Annotated in this window: 20 protein-coding genes; 12 read left to right on the top strand and 8 right to left on the bottom strand. The window is 72.8% G+C overall.

Going from position 1 to position 18,437, the window contains the following annotated elements; genetic code table 11:
* Positions 1 to 108 precede the first annotated feature (108 nt).
* Positions 109 to 1,512, bottom strand: coding sequence for a MocR-like pyridoxine biosynthesis transcription factor PdxR (gene pdxR, locus ACXNSR_RS11870; RefSeq protein ID WP_458642027.1), 1,404 nt, complete (start codon positions 1,510 to 1,512; stop codon positions 109 to 111).
* On the bottom strand, positions 1,509 to 2,000 hold the full coding sequence (locus tag ACXNSR_RS11865) for a MarR family transcriptional regulator (protein WP_458643278.1): 492 nt from the start codon (positions 1,998 to 2,000) through the stop codon (positions 1,509 to 1,511). The genes pdxR and ACXNSR_RS11865 overlap by 4 nt, the downstream gene beginning before the upstream one ends.
* Before the next feature lie 170 nt (positions 2,001 to 2,170).
* On the opposite strand from ACXNSR_RS11865, the gene ACXNSR_RS11860 reads away from it, so the two are divergent.
* Entirely contained in the window at positions 2,171 to 3,019 is an 849-nt protein-coding gene (locus ACXNSR_RS11860) for an alpha/beta fold hydrolase (protein WP_458642026.1), read from the top strand.
* Here the strand turns inward: ACXNSR_RS11860 and ACXNSR_RS11855 are convergent.
* Positions 3,016 to 3,387 (bottom strand): ArsC/Spx/MgsR family protein, encoded by a 372-nt coding sequence (locus ACXNSR_RS11855; protein WP_458642025.1) that lies wholly within the window; start codon positions 3,385 to 3,387, stop codon positions 3,016 to 3,018. The genes ACXNSR_RS11860 and ACXNSR_RS11855 overlap by 4 nt on opposite strands.
* A gap of 106 nt (positions 3,388 to 3,493) precedes the next feature.
* Between ACXNSR_RS11855 and ACXNSR_RS11850 the strand changes: the two genes are divergently transcribed.
* On the top strand, positions 3,494 to 3,745 hold the full coding sequence (locus ACXNSR_RS11850) for a hypothetical protein (protein WP_458642024.1): 252 nt from the start codon (positions 3,494 to 3,496) through the stop codon (positions 3,743 to 3,745).
* Positions 3,746 to 3,820: 75 nt separating this feature from the next.
* Here the strand turns inward: ACXNSR_RS11850 and ACXNSR_RS11845 are convergent, their stop codons facing one another.
* Positions 3,821 to 4,912 carry a PP2C family protein-serine/threonine phosphatase gene (locus ACXNSR_RS11845; protein ID WP_458642023.1) on the bottom strand — a complete coding sequence of 364 codons (1,092 nt, stop codon included), beginning with the start codon at positions 4,910 to 4,912 and terminating at the stop codon, positions 3,821 to 3,823.
* An 89-nt stretch (positions 4,913 to 5,001) separates the two neighbouring features.
* Between ACXNSR_RS11845 and ACXNSR_RS11840 the strand changes: the two genes are divergently transcribed.
* The 3 genes from ACXNSR_RS11840 (at position 5,002) to ACXNSR_RS11830 (ending at position 8,308) form a co-directional block, all read left to right on the top strand.
* Positions 5,002 to 5,760 carry a VIT1/CCC1 transporter family protein gene (locus tag ACXNSR_RS11840; RefSeq protein ID WP_458642022.1) on the top strand — a complete coding sequence of 253 codons (759 nt, stop codon included), beginning with the start codon at positions 5,002 to 5,004 and terminating at the stop codon, positions 5,758 to 5,760.
* Positions 5,761 to 5,992: 232 nt separating this feature from the next.
* Positions 5,993 to 6,880, top strand: coding sequence for a TIGR01777 family oxidoreductase (locus tag ACXNSR_RS11835; RefSeq protein ID WP_458642021.1), 888 nt, complete (start codon positions 5,993 to 5,995; stop codon positions 6,878 to 6,880).
* 156 nt (positions 6,881 to 7,036) lie between these two features.
* Positions 7,037 to 8,308 carry an NAD(P)/FAD-dependent oxidoreductase gene (locus ACXNSR_RS11830; RefSeq protein ID WP_458642020.1) on the top strand — a complete coding sequence of 424 codons (1,272 nt, stop codon included), beginning with the start codon at positions 7,037 to 7,039 and terminating at the stop codon, positions 8,306 to 8,308.
* 99 nt (positions 8,309 to 8,407) lie between these two features.
* Here the strand turns inward: ACXNSR_RS11830 and ACXNSR_RS11825 are convergent, their stop codons facing one another.
* Complete coding sequence (locus ACXNSR_RS11825) at positions 8,408 to 9,847, bottom strand: regulator (protein ID WP_458642019.1); 1,440 nt, start codon at positions 9,845 to 9,847, stop codon at positions 8,408 to 8,410.
* 256 nt (positions 9,848 to 10,103) lie between these two features.
* Between ACXNSR_RS11825 and lipB the strand changes: the two genes are divergently transcribed.
* From lipB to ACXNSR_RS11805, 4 genes are all read left to right on the top strand, one after another.
* A complete protein-coding gene (lipB, locus tag ACXNSR_RS11820) occupies positions 10,104 to 10,904 on the top strand; it encodes a lipoyl(octanoyl) transferase LipB (protein WP_458642018.1) in 801 nt (266 codons plus the stop codon).
* Between the two features lie 109 nt (positions 10,905 to 11,013).
* The gene (gene lipA, locus ACXNSR_RS11815; RefSeq protein WP_030010915.1) at positions 11,014 to 11,961 is read left to right on the top strand and encodes a lipoyl synthase; all 948 of its coding nucleotides are present in this window, start codon (positions 11,014 to 11,016) and stop codon (positions 11,959 to 11,961) included.
* 457 nt (positions 11,962 to 12,418) lie between these two features.
* Positions 12,419 to 12,616: an SCO2195 family GlnR-regulated protein gene (locus ACXNSR_RS11810; protein WP_458643277.1), complete on the top strand. Its 198-nt coding sequence runs from the start codon at positions 12,419 to 12,421 to the stop codon at positions 12,614 to 12,616.
* A 10-nt stretch (positions 12,617 to 12,626) separates the two neighbouring features.
* Positions 12,627 to 13,325: a DUF4191 domain-containing protein gene (locus tag ACXNSR_RS11805; protein ID WP_458642017.1), complete on the top strand. Its 699-nt coding sequence runs from the start codon at positions 12,627 to 12,629 to the stop codon at positions 13,323 to 13,325.
* A 101-nt stretch (positions 13,326 to 13,426) separates the two neighbouring features.
* Here ACXNSR_RS11805 and ACXNSR_RS11800 read toward each other — a convergent pair whose 3' ends face one another.
* Positions 13,427 to 13,894, bottom strand: coding sequence for an RDD family protein (locus ACXNSR_RS11800; protein ID WP_458642016.1), 468 nt, complete (start codon positions 13,892 to 13,894; stop codon positions 13,427 to 13,429).
* 185 nt (positions 13,895 to 14,079) lie between these two features.
* Here ACXNSR_RS11800 and glnA point away from each other — a divergent pair, with 185 nt between their 5' ends.
* Positions 14,080 to 15,489, top strand: a complete 1,410-nt coding sequence (glnA, locus tag ACXNSR_RS11795; protein WP_189736380.1) for a type I glutamate--ammonia ligase — start codon at positions 14,080 to 14,082, stop codon at positions 15,487 to 15,489.
* 141 nt (positions 15,490 to 15,630) lie between these two features.
* Complete coding sequence (locus ACXNSR_RS11790; protein WP_458642015.1) at positions 15,631 to 16,239, top strand: hypothetical protein; 609 nt, start codon at positions 15,631 to 15,633, stop codon at positions 16,237 to 16,239.
* A 71-nt stretch (positions 16,240 to 16,310) separates the two neighbouring features.
* Here the strand turns inward: ACXNSR_RS11790 and ACXNSR_RS11785 are convergent, their stop codons facing one another.
* Positions 16,311 to 16,967 carry a TetR/AcrR family transcriptional regulator gene (locus ACXNSR_RS11785; RefSeq protein WP_458642014.1) on the bottom strand — a complete coding sequence of 219 codons (657 nt, stop codon included), beginning with the start codon at positions 16,965 to 16,967 and terminating at the stop codon, positions 16,311 to 16,313.
* An 86-nt stretch (positions 16,968 to 17,053) separates the two neighbouring features.
* On the opposite strand from ACXNSR_RS11785, the gene ACXNSR_RS11780 reads away from it, so the two are divergent.
* Positions 17,054 to 17,824, top strand: a complete 771-nt coding sequence (locus ACXNSR_RS11780) for an SDR family NAD(P)-dependent oxidoreductase (RefSeq protein ID WP_458642013.1) — start codon at positions 17,054 to 17,056, stop codon at positions 17,822 to 17,824.
* A 12-nt stretch (positions 17,825 to 17,836) separates the two neighbouring features.
* Here the strand turns inward: ACXNSR_RS11780 and ACXNSR_RS11775 are convergent, their stop codons facing one another.
* Positions 17,837 to 18,355, bottom strand: a complete 519-nt coding sequence (locus ACXNSR_RS11775) for a DUF4240 domain-containing protein (protein ID WP_030010629.1) — start codon at positions 18,353 to 18,355, stop codon at positions 17,837 to 17,839.
* Positions 18,356 to 18,437: the final 82 nt, after the last annotated feature.

Below are 18,437 nucleotides of genomic sequence, written 5' to 3'. Positions count from 1 at the left end.
CCTCTGGGGCGGCATCAGGGATGCGGATGGGACTGACGGGAAACCCCCATCCGCTCCTCTGATACCGCCCGAGAGGATCCCGCCCCCGAAGCCCCCGCCTCGCCCACCTCACCCCGCCTCGCCCGCCCCGCCCACCACCCCCGCCAACGCTCCGAGTGCCCGGGTGAACGCCGAGTCCGGGGGTGCCGCGTAGCCGATCACCAGGCCCTCGCGGGGTGGGGCCGGGTCGGCCGGGTGTTGGTAGGACGACAGGCCGTCCAGGGCCAGGCCCGCCGCGTGGGCCGCCGCCAGGGCGGGGGATTCCCGGCCCGGGGGGAGTTCCAGTACGGCGTGGAGGCCGGCCGAGATGCCCGTGATCCGGACCTCCGGGGCGCGTGTCGCCAGTGCGGCGACCAGCTGGTCGCGGCGGTCCCGGTAGCGCAGGCGCATCCGGCGCACGTGGCGGTCGTACGCCCCGCACTCGATGAAGTCGGCCAGTGCCAGCTGGTCCAGGGCGCTCGCCCAGGACTCCCGCAGTCCCTTCGCGGCCAGCACCTGGTCGCGCAGCCGGTCGGGGAGGACCAGCCAGCCCAGGCGCAGCGCGGGGGACAGGCTCTTGCTCAGGGAGCCCGCGTACACCACGTGTTCGGGGGCGAGTCCCTGCAGTGCGCCGACCGGTTTGCGGTCGTAGCGGAACTCCCCGTCGTAGTCGTCCTCGACGATGACGCCATCGGTACCGCGGGCCCATTCCACGGCGGCGGCCCGGCGCGCCGGCAGCAGGCGGCCGCCCGTCGGGAACTGGTGCGCCGGTGTGAGCAGCAACGTTCGGGCCCGGGAGGGGAGTTCCGTCGTCCGGGCGCCGTCCTCGTCGACCGTGACGGGGTGCGGGCGGACCCCGGCAGCCTGGAGGATGCCGTGATGGAAGGGGAGTCCGTACGCCTCGACGGCCCAGTCCGGGGGCCGGACGGACGACAGGAGCCGCAGCCCGTTGGCGAAGCCGGAGCAGATCACGATGTTCTCGGGGCCGCAGCGCACGCCCCGCGCGCGGGACAGGTAACCGGCCAGGGCCCGCCGCAGTTCGGGGCGGCCCTGCGGATCGCCGGGCCCGAAGGCCTCGGTGGGTGCCTCGGTCAGGGCTCGGCGGGCGCTGGTGGCCCAGGCGGCGCGCGGGAAGGACGCGGGGTCGGGCTTGCCCTGGAGCAGGTCGTGGCGGAGCCGGCCGGGCGCGGGCCCGGCCGGGGCGGCCGGTGCGTCGGTGGTGGCGACGCCTTCGGCGACCCGGGTGCCGGAGCCCTGCCGGGCCGTGAACCAGCCCTCGGCGACCAGCTCGGCGTAGGCGTCGGCGACGGCGTTGCGGGCCAGGCCGAGGTCGGCGGCCAGCGTCCGGTACGGCGGGAGCAGGGTTCCGCCGGCGAGTCGGCCGCTGCGCACGGCGCCGCGCAGGGCCTGCGCGAGGGCGGTCCGCCGGGCGCCCTCGGCGGGGAGTTCCAGGTGCAGGTCGGTGCCGCCGGGTCCCTGGTCGGGGGTGGTCACGGGCGCGGCTCCGGCGCGAAGACGGCGTGGGTGGCTGTCAGGAAGCGGCGTACGGTCTCCCGTTCGGCGGGGTCGAAGGAGTCGAGCACCTGGAGCACCCCGTCGATCAGGGGCCCGAAGAACTCCCGTCCCAGACGGATCGCCGCCGGTTCCACGCGCAGCAGGATCCGGCGCCGGTCGTGGTCGTCGCGGATCCGCGCCACGTGGCCGAGCCGTTCGAGGCGGTCGATCACTGAGGTGGTGCCGGCGGAGTTGAGGCCGAGCCGGGCGCCGAGCAGGCCCGCGGTGGCCGCCTCGTTCGCGCGTGCCGCGTCGAGCAGGCAGATCAGGGCCCGTACGTCGGTGGGGTGCATGCCGTTGCGGGCGGCGAAGTCGGCTTGGCGCAGGCCGAACTCGACGGTCACCGCGCGGAGGAGGTGCACCAGTCGGAGGTTGTCGGGGTCCGCGCTTCCCGGTTCCCGGTTGTCCTGGTTCCTGCCGTCGTCCATGTCGTCCATGTCACCGATGTGGTTCACACCGTCCATGTCGCCCATGTGGTTCACACCGTCCATGTCGTCCACGTCGCCCCCTGGTGGAATCTCTCGTTGAGCGAGATTATCGCCCAGCGAGGTGTTGGTTGAGGTATTGGCCGAGGCATGGCCGACGCATTGGAGCGCACATGTACCGGACGTCTTCCTTCCGCGCCGCCTACGACGCGGCGCTCGGCCGGTGGCCCGGCCCCGTCGAGGCCGTCGACCTGGCCACCTCGTACGGGGTCACCCGCGTCAACCGCTGCGGTCCGGCCGGCGCGCCGCCGCTCGTGCTGCTGCCCGGCGGCGGGTCCACTTCCACCGTGTGGGGCGCCTGCGCCGCCGCCGGGGCCGCCCGCGCCCACCGGGTGCACGCCGTGGACCTGGTGGGGGAGCCGGGGCTCAGCGTCGCGGCTCCCGGCCGGGCGATCCGGGCCGTCGGGGACCTGGTCGGCTGGCTCGACGCCGTCCTCGACGGGCTGGGCCCGCAACGCGGGCCGGTGACCCTCGCCGGGCACTCGTACGGGGCCTGGATCGCCGCCCACTACGCCGCCCGGCGCCCGGACCGGCTCGGTCGCCTGCTGCTGCTCGACCCGACCCGGGTCTTCGCGGGACTGCGCCCGGGCTACGTGCTGCGCGCGCTGCCCGTGCTGGTGCGGCCCACCCCGGAGCGGATCCGCTCCTTCCTCGCCTGGGAGTCCCGCGGAGCCGCGCTCGATCCGGCCTGGCTGCGGCTGCAGGAGGAGAGCGCCGGCTTCCCCGCGGTCCGGCCGGTCACCGGGCCGCGCCCGGACCTGGCCTGGCTCGCACGGCCCTCGGGTGCGGGCCCCCGGGTCGACGTCCTCTTCGCGGGACTCGCCCGCTGCCACGACTCGGGCCGTGCGGCCCGGGCGGCGCGGGCCGTCCTGCCGGGCGCGCGGGTCGGCGTACTGCCGGGGGTTCCGCACCACGCGCTGCCGCTGACGGCCGCCGCCGAGATCGCGCGGCGCGTCTTCTAGCCCTTGCGGGACAGGGCCTCGCGGACGGCCTCCTCGGAGCGGGCGACCACGGCCGTGCCGTCCTCGGCGGTGATGATCGGGCGCTGGATGAGCTTCGGGTGAGCGGCCAGGTGGGCGATCCAGAGGCCGCGCGCCGCGTTGGTCTCCTCGCGCGGCAGGTCCCGCACGCCGGTCTCCTTGGCCAGCGGGTCCGAGGTGCGCGTGATGTCCCACGGCTCAAGTCCGAGCCGGCCGAGCACCTCGCGGATCTCGCCCTCCGAGGGCACGTCCTCCAGGTAGCGGCGCACCGTGTAGTCGGCGCCCTCCGCGTCCAGCAGGGTCAGGGCGCTGCGGCACTTGGAACAGGCGGGATTGATCCAGATCTCCATGGCGCCGACCCTACCGGGGTCGGTCTGGCCAGGGGCTTTTGTCAGTGGTCCCCGGTAAAATCGAGGAAGAACGACAGGACGCCAACTACCGTTTGGGAGGCTGTAGATGGCCACTGCCACCACCGTCCAGCACATCAAGAAGAAGCCGCTGCCGGCGGGGCTGCCCCGCGAGTGGTACGAGAGCCACAACCGCCGTCTGAAGGCGATGCGGCTGGCGATATCCCTGCTCGACTCGGGGACGTACGACGCCCGCCGTGCCACCAACCGGAAGATCCGGACGATGGCCGTCCGGACGGGGATCCACCGGCCGTCGAACGTCACCTGCAAGATGGTGCGCGCGTTCATCACGGAGTCGTAGGCGTCGGGCGTCACGCGTCGGGCGTCACGCGTTCCGACCGGCCGACCGCGGCCGGTCGGGACCGCCCGGCACGGCCTACGCCACCGGTTCCCGTCCGTCCAGGGACAGCAGCAGCAGGGCCACGTCGTCGTTCGGGCCGCCCTTCGTGAAGGCCGCGAGGTCCTGCCACACCGCCCCGACCAGGCCCGCCGGGTCCCGTGCCAGTACGGGTACCCGGTCGGCCAGCGGGTAGAAACGGCCCGTCGCGTCGCGGGCCTCCGTCACGCCGTCGGTGTGCAGCAGCAGCTGGTCCCCCGGGCGCACCTCCAGCTCCGTCGCCACCGGCGGAGCCGTACCCGCGAACCCCAGGCCCAGTGGCGGCCCCGGCTCGACGATCACCTCCTCCACGGCCGATCCGCGGACCCGCAGGGCCGACGGATGGCCGCACGACACGATCCGCACGACGTCCAGCCCGGGCGGGAACTCCAGCAGCACGGCCGTGGCGAACAGCTCCGGATGCTCGACCGACGCGGCCGCCGCGTCCGCCACCAGCCGCCGGTCCAGCCGGGCCGCGACCGCACCGAGTCCGGCGTCGTCGATCACGGCCTCGCGGAAGGCCCCGAGCAGCGCCGCCACCGTGCCGACCGCCGCCAGCCCGTGCCCCTGCACGTCCCCGACCAGCGCCCGTACCCCGTGCGGGCCGGCCCGTACGTCGTACAGGTCGCCGCCGACCAGCGTGCCGTGCTGCGCCGCCCGGTAGAGGCCGGAGCAGCGCACCGGACCGACCCGCTCCGGCACCGGCGGGAGGACCGCGAGCTGGGCCGCCTCCGCCACCGTCCGTACGCTGACCAGCTGGGCGTCCCGGCGCTGGCGGACCCAGGCGATCACCACGCTGAGCACGCCGACGACGGCCACCGTGGCCAGGTCCGTGCTCCTGGCGTTGGCGACGCCGAGCGAGTGGACGCCCAGCAGCAGGAGGACGATGCCGGCGAAGACCGCCGTCCCGGCCGCCCCGTACGCGAAGGCGGCCACCGGGGGCAGACCGGCCAGGAAGAACCCGAGCTCCGCGCCGGGGGTGACCGCCTGGGCCAGGACCAGCACGACCAGGGCCGCCGCGGGCGCGATCCGGGCCCAGCGCGGCGGCGGCTCGCCGCGCAGCCAGCCCGTCTCCTGACGTCGGCGTCTCACCCCTCCACCCTGGTACGGGGGCCGGGCCCGCGCACCCCGGACCGGCCCGCCGGGTGGCCTCGTACGCCCCGGGCCGCGACAGTGGGGGCGTGACGGCAAGCGAAGGCGCGGGGAAACGGCCCAGCAGGGCACACATCGAGGCGCACGGCGAGGGCGGCGGAGGCTCGCAGAGCGGGGAGATCAGCACGCGGCTCAACTGGCTGCGCGCGGGTGTGCTGGGCGCCAACGACGGGATCATCTCCACCGCGGGCCTGGTGGTCGGTATGGCGGGGGCCACCACCTCGCGCTCGGCGATCCTGGCGGCGGGCGTCGCCGGGCTGCTGGCGGGCTCGCTGTCGATGGCGGCGGGGGAGTACGTCTCGGTCAGCTCCCAGCGGGACTCCGAGCGGGCGGCGCTCGACCTGGAACGCCGGGAACTGGCCGAGGAGCCGGAGGCGGAGCTCGACGAACTCACCGACCTGCTCGCGGAGCGGGGGCTCAGCCGGGAGGTGGCGCGCGAAGCCGCCGAGCAGCTGACGGAGCGGGACGCGCTGCGGGCCCACGCCCGGGTGGAGCTCGGGATCAACCCCGACGAGCTCGCCAACCCGTGGCACGCGGCCTTCGCCAGTCTCGTCGCCTTCACGGTGGGGGCGCTGCTGCCACTGCTGGCGATCATCCTGCCGGGGCCGTCGCAGCGGGTGCCGGTGACGGTGGTGGCGGTACTGGCGGCGCTGACGCTGTGCGGCGTGATCAGTGCGCGGCTGGGCGGGGCGCCGGTGCCGAGGGCGGTGCTGCGGAACGTCACCGGGGGTGCGCTGGCCATGGGTGTCACCTACGCGGTGGGCACCTGGCTCGGCACGACCGCCTGAACCGGGCTCCGCCCGGCCCCGGGGCTCCGCCCCGCACCCCGCGCCTCAAACGCCGGCGGGGCTGGATTTTCAGCCCCGCTAGGGGGCACCGCCCAGCGGTAGCTGGGGGAGTTTGAGGCGCGGGCGCGGAGCGCCGTGCGGGGACGTCCGCCCGGGTACGCGCGTCCGACGAAGGACAACGACGCGCCCCGAACCGGCCGAGCACAGCGCAGCGACCCGGCAGGATGGGGGCATGCGGATTGCTGTCACCGGGGCGACCGGGCTCATCGGAAGTGCACTCGTGCGGTCCCTGCGGTCGGACGGGCACGAGGTGGTGCGGTTCGTGCGGCGGGAGCCCGCCGGGGCGGACGAGGCGCGGTGGGATCCGGCGGGCGGGTACGTGGATCCCGCGGGGCTGGCCGGCTGCGGGGCGGTCGTGCACCTGGCCGGGGCCGGGGTCGGGGACCACCGGTGGACGGCCGCGTACAAGAGGGAGATCCGCGACAGCCGGGTGCTCGGCACCGCCGCGCTCGCGCACGCCCTCGCCGCCCTCGACGAGCCGCCCGCCGTCCTGGTCAGCGGTTCGGCCGTCGGTTACTACGGGGACACCGGTGACCGGGCCGTCGACGAGGCCGCCCCGGCCGGGCAGGGGTTCCTGCCCTCGGTCTGCGTGGAGTGGGAGGCGGCCGCGGCCCCCGCCCGGGAGGCCGGGATCCGGACCGCGTTCGCCCGTACCGGACTGGTCGTGGCCCGCGAGGGCGGGGCCTGGGGGCGGATGTTCCCGATCTTCCGTGCGGGCATCGGCGGCCGGCTCGGCAACGGCCGCCAGTACTGGTCGTACATCTCCCTCCGGGACGAGATCGCGGCCCTGCGGCACATCATCGACACCCCGGGCCTGTCCGGCCCGGTGAACCTGACCGCTCCGGAGCCGCTGACCAACCGCCAGATCACCGAGGCCATGGGCCGGGTGCTGCGCCGGCCCGTGCTGCTGCCGGTACCGGCCGTGGCCCTGCGCGTCGCGCTGGGGGAGTTCTCCGAGGACGTGCTGGGCAGTCAGCGGGCCCGGCCCGCGCGGCTGCTGGAGTCCGGCTTCGTCTTCCGCGACCCCGGCATCGAGCAGGCGATCCGCGCCGCGCTCTGAGTTCCGTGTGCGACCACCGTGCGACCGTTCGTGACCCACATGCGACCGTTGTGCGACCGGAGTTGACCGCAATGTCACGCCGAACTGGGGTTCCCCTTTAACCGGTTGGGGGAAGGAGGATCCCCACACAGCCGCGCCGACCTCGGGGAGGGGCACGTGCTCAGCAGCGCACACCATGCCGCACACCATGCGGACGTCGTCATCGTAGGAGCCGGGGTCTCAGGACTCGCGGCAGCGCAGCACCTGATCGCAGCCGGACTCACCGTCACCGTCCTGGAAGCCGCGGACGGTCCCGGCGGGCGGATGGCCACCGAGTCCGCCGACGGGTTCCGGCTGGACCGGATCGGGCAACTGCTCAACACCTCGTACCCGGAGCTCGAACGCACCCCCGGCCTGCGGGCCCTGAACCTGCGCCCCTTCGCACCGGGCGTCCTCGTCCACACCGACGGCAAACAGCTGCGGGTCGGGGTCCTCACCCCGGCCCGGGCCCTGGCCAGCGGCTCCCTCGACCAGGCCCGGATCAGCGCGGCCCTCGGCCGGCTCGCCACCCTGCCCGAGGAGAAGCTGCTCGCCCGTCCCGAACGCACCGCGCACGCCGCCCTGCGCTCCCGCGGCCTGCCGACGCGCACCCTGAACGGGGCGCTCCGCCCCCTGATCGCCACCCTGCTGCGCGACCCGGAACTCACCACCTCCAGCCGGGTCGCCGACCTCGCCCTGCGCACCTTCGCCCGCGGCCGCCTCGCCGTGCCCGAGGGCGGCGCCGCGGCCCTGCCCGAGCTGCTCGCCGCCGCCCTGCCGCCCGGCACCGTACGGACCGGGGTCCGGGTCCGCTCGGTGGCGACCAACCTGGTCACCACCGAGGAGCACGGCGACTTCCGCTGCCGATCCGTCCTCCTGGCCACCGGGGCCCGCGCCGCCGCCGAGCTCCTGCCCGGCCTGCGCGTGCCCGCCTTCCACGAGGTCACCGTCCTGCACCACGCCACCGCCGCACCCCTGCCCCGGGACGGCTCGCTGCTCCTGGACGGCGACCCCAAGTGGCCCGTCTCCCACACGGCCGTGATGAGCGCGGTCGACCCGACCCGGGCCCCGGCCGGCCGGAGCCTGGTCACCACCACCGTGCTCGGCCCGCCGCCGCCCGTGCGCACGGTCGCCGCACGGCTGGCCCGGCTCTACGACACCCCCACCCGCGAGTGGGAACTGCTGGCCGTCCACCACACCCCGGAGGCGGTCCCCGCGATGCCCCCGCCGCACGACATGCGGCGCCCCGTACGGGTGCTGGCCGGGCTGTACGTGTGCGGCGACCACCGCGACACCAACACCGTCCAGGGCGCCCTGCACTCGGCCCGCCGCGCCGCCAGCGCGGTCCTGCGCGACTTCGGCATCCGGCTCCCGGTCACACCGGAGCCCGCACTTCCGGTGGCGGCCTGAGAACCACGGCCGACACGGGGCCCGGTCCCGTCGCGGGACCGGGCCCCTGCCGCGCGTCCGGGGGCGCCCCGGGCCACGGCACGGCGCTCCGGGGCGCCGTCAGGACAGGGCGGCCACCCGGTCCCGGTAGTTCCGCACGGCCGAGGCGTCCCGGTACGGCTCCAGCCGCCGCTCGAAGTCCCGTACGTACTCCACCGCCCGCACCGACCGCATCTCCATCGCCTGCTGCGCCGCCTCCGCCCCCAGCGTGCACGCCTGGTCCAGCTCGCCCAGCCCCAGCCGGGCCGTGGCCAGCACCACCCGGCAGAACAGCCGGGACCGCGCGTACGCCGGTCCGCGCAGCTGCAGGGACCGCTCCGCGTGCTGCGCCGAGGCACGGTACTGCTGGAGGTCCCGGTGGCAGTGCCCGAACTCGTCCGCCAGCTGCGCCTCGTCGAAGGGCCGGGCCCAGTGCGGCACGTCGTCGCCCGGCCGGGCCGCGCCCAGCGCGCGCTCGGCCCGCACCAGGGAGGAGGTCGCGGCCCGGACCTCGCCGAGCACCGCGTGTCCGCGTGCCTCCGCCGAGTGCAGCAGCGCCTGCACCACGGGCGGCGGGCCGGAACCGACGCCCTGCTGGGCGACCCGGGCCAGCTGCACGGCCTCCCGGCCGTGGCCGAGGTAGACCGCCTGCCGGCTCATGGTGACCAGCACGTACGAGCCGTACGCGCGGTCCCCGGCCGCCTGCGCGAGCCGCAGCGCCTGCACGAAGTACCGCTGGGCGAGCCCGTGCGCGGCGATGTCGTAGGAGGTCCAGCCCGCGAGCCGGGTCAGGTCGGCGGCCGCCGAGAACAGCCGCCGCCCGGTGGTCTCCCCGTAGGTCCCGCGGAGCATCGGTTCGGCCTCGTGCTCCAGGTAGCGCACCAGGGCCTGCCGGGCGTGTCCGCCGCCGTAGGCCTGGTCCAGGGTCCGGAACAGCTCGCTCACCGATCTGAGCGCGGCGATGTCCCCGCTGGTCACGCGCTGCCCGGGGCCGCGGTCGATCTGCCGCTGCCGGGGCACCGAGGCCCGGCCCTGCAGCGGGACGCGGGCCGCGGCGGGTTCCGCGCCGCGGCCGACCCGTTCGTCGGCCCGGCCGATCAGCCAGTCCCGGCTGGGCACGACCAGCCCGGCCGGGGTGAAGGCGATCTTCCGGAGCTCGGCGTGCGAACCGGAGTCCTTGCGCCACAGCCCGCTCGCGATGTCCACGGCCTCCTCCGGGGTGGCCGCGAACTCCAGCCCCGCGTACACGGGCGCGCAGGCGTCCAGGCCCAGGTCCTGGGCGGAGAGCCGGCGTCCGAGGCGGCGGGTGAAGACCTCGGCGATCAGCGCCGGGGTGGTCCCGCGGGGCTGCTGCCCGCGCAGCCATCGGGTCACGGAGGTCTTGTCGTACCGCAGGTCGAGACCGTGCTCCAGGCCGAGCTGGTCGACGCGGCGGGCGAGACCGGCATTGGAGAACCCGGCTTCCGCGATCAGCGCCGCGAGCTGCCGGTTGGGGACGCGCTGGGCAGGTCGTTCCGTCATCGGCTCCACGGTTTCCGTACGTGACGGACCGGGGTCCCGGCCCTGTGAACGGCGTGAATGTAGCGGCGAACTTCGTCGATGCCGCCCTCTCTGCCCCACATTCATCCGATCGTGTGCAGAATGCGTAGGGCCCTTTACGGACCGGCCCTCTCCGTCCGATCACTCGGACCGGGGCCCCGAGGGCGCTCGCAGGGGTCGCCGTACCCTTGCTCAGTGACGTACGTGCACACAGCAGGTTCAATGAGGAGGCGCTGCGGTGGCTGAGCTTGGGTTTGTCCATCTGGGCTTCGGGCCGGAATTCGTCGAGTACACCCAGGCCTGGGAGGAACAGCGCCGGGTGCACGCGGCCCGCTTCGCGGACGAGATCGAGGACACCTGCCTGCTGGTGGAGCACCCGCCGGTCTACACGGCGGGGCGGCGCACCGACCCCAGTGAGCGCCCGCTCGACGGCACCCCCGTCGTCGACGTGGACCGCGGCGGCAAGATCACCTGGCACGGCCCGGGCCAGCTGGTCGGCTACCCGATCATGAAGCTGCCCCGCCCGGTGGACGTCGTCGCGCACGTCCGCCGCCTCGAAGAGGCCCTGATCCGCACCGCCGCCGAGTTCGGCGTGGAGACCACCCGGGTCGAGGGCCGCTCCGGCGTCTGGGTCCTGGGCGACCCCGTCGAGGAGCGCCCGGCGATCGGCGGCCTCTCCCTCGACTTCGACCCCCGGCTGCACGACGAGGAGTTCGACGCGCGTCTGAACGGCCCCGAGTACGCCCCGTCCAACGCCGGCCAGCGCCGTGAGGACCGCAAGCTCGCCGCCATCGGCATCCGCGTCGCCAAGGGCGTCACGATGCACGGCTTCGCCCTCAACGTGAACCCGGACAGCACCTGGTTCGACCGGATCATCCCCTGCGGGATCCGGGACGCCGGTGTGACCTCGCTCTCGTACGAACTGGGCCGGGAGATCACCGTCGCCGAGGTCGTTCCGGTGGCCGAACGGCACCTGAAGGACGTACTGGAGCACGCGGAGCCGAAGCCCCGCGAGACAGTGCCCGCCGCGGGCTCCTAGCCCCCGGGAATGCGGCCGACCGCTCGCAGGTTGGCCGACGTAAGAGCGTACGAAATTACGGGCGTACCCTGGTGGGCGCCCGAACAATCGAAGTCACAGGGAGCCGGTCGTGTCCGCAGTCGCACCCGACGGACGCAAGATGCTGCGCCTGGAGGTCCGTAACGCCCAGACCCCCATCGAGCGCAAGCCCGAGTGGATCAAGACCCGGGCGAAGATGGGCCCCGAGTACACCAAGATGCAGGCCCTGGTGAAGGGCGAAGGACTGCACACGGTGTGCCAGGAAGCCGGCTGTCCGAACATCTACGAATGCTGGGAGGACCGCGAGGCCACCTTCCTCATCGGTGGCGACCAGTGCACCCGGCGCTGTGACTTCTGCCAGATCGACACGGGCAAGCCCGAGGCGCTGGACCGTGACGAGCCGCGGCGCGTCGGCGAGTCCGTGGTCACGATGGACCTGAACTACGCCACCATCACGGGCGTCGCGCGCGACGACCTGGCCGACGGCGGTGCCTGGCTGTACGCGGAGACCGTGCGCCAGATCCACCAGCAGACGGCGGGCCGTGAGTCCGGCCACACCAAGGTCGAGCTGCTGGCCCCGGACTTCAACGCGGTCCCGGAGCTGCTGGAGGAGGTTTTCGCCTCCCGCCCCGAGGTCTTCGCGCACAATGTCGAGACGGTGCCGCGGATCTTCAAGCGGATCCGCCCCGGCTTCCGTTACGAGCGCTCGCTCGACGTGATCACCAAGGCCCGCGCCTACGGCCTGGTGACCAAGTCGAACCTGATCCTCGGCATGGGCGAGGAGCGCGAGGAGGTCTCGCAGGCCCTGAAGGACCTGCACGAGGCCGGCTGCGAGCTCATCACCATCACCCAGTACCTGCGGCCCTCGCCGCGGCACCACCCCGTCGAGCGCTGGGTGAAGCCGGCCGAGTTCGTCGAGCTGGCGAAGGAGGCCGAGGAGATCGGCTACTCCGGCGTGATGTCCGGCCCGCTGGTCCGTTCGTCCTACCGGGCGGGTCGCCTGTACCAGCAGGCGATGGAGAAGCGCAGCCGAGTCTGAGCGCAGGTTGAGGGTCCGTCCGAGGCACGAGGGCGGGCACTCGGCCGGAGCGGTGACGAGGCGAAGCTCGACCGGGCGTGCGGAGAAGCGCAGCCGAGTCTGAGCGCAGGTTGAGGGTCCGTCCGAGGCACGAGGGCGGGCACTCGGCCGGAGCGGTGACGAGGCGAAGCTCGACCGGGCGTGCGGAGAAGCGCAGCCGAGTCTGAGCGCGCGGGGCGCGACTGTACGTGTGAAGTCGCGCACAAAGTGCTACCAGTGAGTAATACCGCATCAACGCGGCCCCTAGGCTCTTTCCCGAGGAAGAGCTCTGGCGGGCCGCGTCGGCGTTTGCAACGCGTCAATCACATTTGACCGACCGGTCACGCCCTGGTAACACCAGTCAGTGACGCTTGGTCCACGCACCGTGGATACGCGCCCACCTCGCGCAGACGTGAGCATCGAGAAAGGGATCGACATCATGCAGGCCGCGCCCGTACGCGCCATCGCCATCCCGACCCTCTCCGACGCCTTCCGGGGCATTGAGTCCCTGCTGATGAGCGGGGCCCGCCGCAACGCCTGGGCGGCGGTCCTGGAGGACCGCAAGAGGGCCAAGGACCGGGTCGAAACCGAACATGTACTTGAGGCCGCGGCTACCCGAACCCCGCAGGCCACGTAAACTTCGCTGTATGGCGAGGAAGTCAAACGCAGAGACTGCTGCGAACCCCGGGCGACTGAAGCAGATCGCCCTGACGTACAAGATGACGCGCAAGGCGGACCCGAAGGTCGGTCTGATCGTTGCGGGCGTGGGCATCGTCACCTTCGGTGTCTTCCTCGCGATCGGCTTCCTGGTCGAGCACGAGCTCTACCTGGGCATCCTCGGATTCCTGGTGGCGTTCCTCGCGATGGCGATCGTCTTCGGGCGGCGAGCCGAGCGGGCTGCCTTCGGGCAGATGGAGGGACAGCCGGGAGCGGCCGCGGCCGTGCTGGACAACGTGGGACGGGGCTGGACGACCACCCCCGCCATCGCGATGACCCGGCAGCAGGACATCGTCCACCGGGCCGTGGGCAAGGCCGGCGTCGTGCTGATCGCCGAGGGCAACCCGAACCGGGTCAAGCCGCTGCTCGCGAACGAGAAGAAGAAGATGGCCCGGATCATGCCGGACGTGCCGGTCCACGACTTCATCGTGGGCACGGGCGAGGGCGAGGTGCCGCTCAAGAAGGTGCGCACCACCCTGCTCAAGCTGCCGCGCGTGCTGGCCGGCCCGCAGATCACCGAGGTCAACGACAAGCTGCGCGCCATGGGCGATCTCATGAGCAACATGCCGCTGCCGAAGGGCCCCATGCCGAAGGGCATGAAGATGCCGCGCGGCGGAAAGATGCGCTGACCCGGTCACCCGATATTCGTATACGACACAGGGGTGCCCCCCGAGCCCACGGGCTCGGGGGGCACCCCTGTGTCGTCGTACGTGTTCTCCGGGGCCCGTTCCTAGATGCGGACCTGGACGGCGCGGGCCAGCCGGTCGTGCAGGCCGCGGCCGTCGCGGTCCCAGATCAGCGCCGGGACGACCAGGGCCAGCAGCAGCGTGCGCAGGACCACACGGACGATGCCCAGGCGGCCGCCGGACTCCGAAATCACCCGGAGGCCCAGGATCCGCTTGCCGGGGGTGAAGCCCACGGTGCCGACCGTCAGGATGGTGAGGATGACGAAGAGGGCGAGGGTCCAGTTGCCCGCCGCGGCCAGGTTGCCGCCCGTGATCAGCCCGTAGGCAATCAGCTGGCAGCCGATCCAGTCGATCGCGACGGCGCCGAACCGGCGCCCGAAGCGGGCCACCGAGCCGGGCCCCTGCTGGGGCAGGCCGAGCTGCTGACCCGGATAGCCGAAGTCGACGCCCATCTCCTCGGCGGCCGCGCGGGGGCCGGAGAGCCAGGATCCGATTGCCTGTCTGTTGTCCACCCGAACACGGTACCCGTGGCGCCGCACGGCCCTCCGTCCGGACCCTGGTTAACTTGTGCGAAACAAATGGGTCATGCTTGGGAAATCCCGTCTGCTTATGGTCGGGTCAGCGTGCGGCACCGCACTGACGCGCCACGAGCTATAAAGCCCGTCCCTGCCCCGGGGTCGGGAGTAGGAGGAGTTGGATGTTCAAGAACGCCGACGAAGTGAAGCAGTACATCGAGGAGAACGACGTCAAGTTCGTCGACGTCCGCTTCTGCGACCTGCCTGGTGTGATGCAGCACTTCACCATCCCGGCGCGAGCGTTCGACCCGGCGGAGGAGCTCGCCTTCGACGGATCCTCGATCCGCGGCTTCCAGGCGATCCACGAGTCCGACATGGCGCTGCGTGCCGACATCACCACCGCGCGTCTGGACCCGTTCCGCAAGGACAAGACGCTCAACATCAACTTCTTCATCCACGACCCGATCACGGGTGAGGCCTACAGCCGCGACCCGCGCAACATCGCGAAGAAGGCCGAGGCGTACCTCGCCTCCACCGGCATCGCCGACACCGCGTTCTTCGGCCCCGAGGCCGAGTTCTACGTGTTCGACAGCGTGCGCTTCGCGACCTCCGCGAACGAGGGCTTCTACCACATCGACTCCGAGGCCGGCGCCTGGAACACGGGCTCCGAGGAGAACAACCGTGGGTACAAGGTCCGCTACAAGGGTGGTTACTTCCCCGTAGCCCCGGTCGACCACTTCGCCGACCTGCGCGCCGAGATCTCCCTCGAGCTGGACGCCCAGGGCCTCCAGGTCGAGCGTCAGCACCACGAGGTCGGCACCGGTGGCCAGGCCGAGATCAACTACAAGTTCAACACGCTGCTCGCCGCGGCCGACGACCTGATGCTCTTCAAGTACATCGTGAAGAACGTCGCCTGGCGCAACGGCAAGACCGCGACCTTCATGCCGAAGCCGATCTTCGGTGACAACGGCTCGGGCATGCACGTGCACCAGTCGCTGTGGGCGAACGGCGACCCGCTGTTCTACGACGAGGCCGGCTACGCGGGCCTGTCGGACACCGCGCGCTACTACATCGGCGGCATCCTCAAGCACGCCCCGTCGCTGCTGGCGTTCACCAACCCGACGGTGAACTCCTACCACCGCCTGGTGCCGGGCTTCGAGGCGCCGGTCAACATGGTGTACTCGCAGCGCAACCGCTCCGCCGCCATGCGCATCCCGATCACGGGCTCGAACCCGAAGGCCAAGCGCGTCGAGTTCCGCGCGCCGGACCCGTCCTCGAACCCGTACCTCGCCTTCTCGGCGCTGCTCCTCGCGGGCCTCGACGGCATCAAGAACAAGATCGAGCCGATGGAGCCGATCGACAAGGACCTCTACGAGCTCTCGCCCGACGAGCACGCGAGCGTCCCGCAGGTCCCGACCAGCCTCGAGGACGTCCTCAAGGCCCTGGAGGAGGACCACGAGTACCTCCTGGCCGGCGGTGTCTTCACCCCCGACCTCATCGAGACCTGGATCGACTACAAGCGCACGCACGAGATCGCCCCGATCGCGCTGCGTCCGCACCCGCACGAGTTCGAGCTCTACTTCGACATCTAAAAACGCCTGATGGGAGGCCCCTCGCCACGCTCCACGGAGCGAGGCGGGGGGCCTTTCCGCTTTGACAGGGCCGCACGGGCGAGTGAGGGTGGAAATGACCTAAAAGCCTCATAAGCGAGACATGTGCGGAGGTGCATGAAAATGCGCCGTAAGATCGTTGCGGCAGCCATGGCGGGCGCCGCGGGAGTCGCGATAGGTCTGCTGCCCGTCGCCAGCGCCTCGGCCTCGGTCGTCGCCGGCAGCGGCGGCGGTGGCGGGAACGGCGGCTACAACTGCTACCGGTACCCCTCGAACCGCTCCGACGCCCGGTGGGACGCCTGCTGCAACCACGACTGGCGCAACCGTCCCAGCTGGTGCTGGGACCAGGGCGGCGTCGGCGGATACAACGACAACTGGCGCGACAACCACAACTGGCGCGACTCGAACTGGTCGAACTGGAACGACTCCGGCCGCGGTGGCAACGGTGACTGGGGCCACCACGACGACTGGGGCAACGGTCGCGGCGGCAACGGTGACTGGGGCAACGGTGACTGGGGCAACGGCCGCGGCGGCGACGGCGGACGTGGCGGCGACGGCGGCGGCAACTGGGGCGGCGGGGGCGGTGACGGCGGCGGTCGCGGTGGCGACGGCGGCGGCAACTGGGGCGGCGGGGGCGGTGACGGCGGTCGCGGCGGCGACGGCGGAGGCGGCAGCTGGGGTGGCGGCGGCGGAGGGGGCGGAGGCGGCGGCGGTGGCGGCTGGGGTGGCTGAACCCAGCCGGTGAACCCAGGGCCCCCGGCCCGGACCGACCCGGCCCGACCCGGTGCGATGCCCCTGTTCCCCTAGCGGAGGAGCAGGGGCATCGCCCCTGTCAGGTCGCGCAGGCAGCGGACCGCGAGTTCCGCCGGGGATCCGGGGCCCGAGACCGGGTCCTGCGTCGTCGACCACAGCTCCAGCGAGACGCGGATCGCGTCCGTGGCCGCGGCCGCGAGCAGGCGTACCTCCAGCGGGTCCGCGTCCGGGCCCGCCAGCCGGGAGATCACCGGGACCAGGTGCTCCTCGGAGTCCTGGTTCACGCGGTACCAGACCGCGCGCAGGGCCTGGTCGTCCGCCGCCGCGCGCAGCAGGCCGCGGGTCACCTCCAGGCCCTCCTCGACCGCCTGCTGCCCGCTCAGGGACCGGGTGACCGCGCGCTCCAGCGCCTCGCCCAGCGGTGTGCCGGGGTCCTCCTCGGCGAGCAGGGCGCGCCAGGCGTCACCGCCGCCCGCCAGCAGCGGGGCCACCGCCTCCTGCTTGTTGCGGAAGTAGCGGTAGAAGGTGCGCAGGGCCACGCCCGCACGGTGGGCGATGTCCTCGGCGGTGGTGCCGTCGGGGCCGTGTTCGGCGAACAGTTCGCAGGCCGCGCGGGCGATGTCGAGCTGGGTGGCGGCCTTGCGCCGCTCGGTCAGCGACTGGGCTCCGGGGCCGGTCCGGGGAGAGTACGGACGAGGGGATCTCACGGGTGAAGCGTACCCCTCGCCATCCTCGGCGATTGCTTTGTTTGTCGCCATGGCAAAGCGTGCCATTGCTTCGGTACGCTCGCGCCATGAACCGTTACGAAGGACGTCGTGTCCTCATCACCGGCGGTGGCTCCGGCATCGGCCGGGCCACCGTCCACCGCATCCTCGCCGAGGGCGGCCGGGTCCACACCGTGGACGTCGACGAGGCCGGCCTGAAGGCCACCGCCGACCGGGCCGCCGACGACGGCCACACGGCCCGGCTCACCACCGCGCTCCTCGACATATCCGACGAGAGCGCCGTCAAGGAAGGCGTGGCCGCCGCGGCCGGCGTCCTCGGCGGGATCGACGTACTCGTCAACGCGGCGGGCATCCTGCGCTCAGCGCACACCCACAAGACCACCCTCGACCTCTGGAACCAGGTCATCGGGGTCAACCTGACCGGCACCTTCCTGATGATCCGCGAATCCCTCCCGGCACTGCTCGCGGGCGACCGGCCGGTCGTCGTGAACTTCAGCTCCACCTCGGCGTCCTTCGCCCACCCCTACATGTCCGCCTACGCGGCCAGCAAGGGCGGCATCCAGTCCATGACCCACGCCCTGGCCGCCGAGTACAGCAAGCAGGGCCTGCGCTTCGTCAGCGTCGCACCCGGCTCCATCGAAAGCGGCATGACCACCGGCACCGGCCCCGGACTGCCGGAGGACACCGACTGGTCCCTCTTCACCAAGCTGGCCCCGGCCCTCGGCCAGGGCTTCGCCGGCCCGCAGACCGTCGCCGGAGTCGTCGCCATGCTCGGCTCCGAGGACGGTGCGTTCATCACCGGTACGGAGATCCGCATCGACGGCGGCACGCACTACTGACCCCGCCGCCGATCAGGCGCGGAACCGGTCCCACAGCCGGGGGAAGCGCTCCGCGAGCACCGCTTCGTTCTCGAAGTCCAGCGGGGCGCCCTCCGGCTCGGCCGCCTGCAGCGGGATGCCCAGATCCGGCGCCACCGCCCCGGTCAGCTGCTCGTACGCCTCGTCGGCCGCGTACCCCAGCTCCTCGCCGTCCCCGTCGATCTCCTCGTCGAAGTCGCCCAGGAGCTCCGCCAGCTGGTCGGGATCGTGCACCCCGCCCTCGAACACCTCCCGCCCCTGGCCGATCAGCCAGCAGCGGAAGTAGTCGAAGGCGTCGTCGCTCGCCCCGTCGAGCAGCACCCAGGCCGCTCCCCACAGGTCCCAGGTGTACGCCCGGTTGTACCGGGACTCGAAGTGCCGGGCGAAGTCCAGGACGGAGTCCGGGTCGAGCAGTGCGAGCCGCTCCACGAGCAGCTCGGCGTGTTCCTCGGGGTCGCCGTCGGCGGCCTCGCGGGTACGGTCGACGATCTCCCAGAACTCCGTCTCGTCCATCACCGCTCCAGCATCACGGGTCCACCCCCCGACCGCCACCGCTCATACGGCCAAAGGCCGGTGCCCCTCGCGCCCCGCGACC

Source organism: Streptomyces sp. NC-S4 (assembly GCF_054353315.1).
Note: the sequence above shows the minus strand (reverse complement) of the source record. Positions and strands in the feature narration are given on the sequence as shown.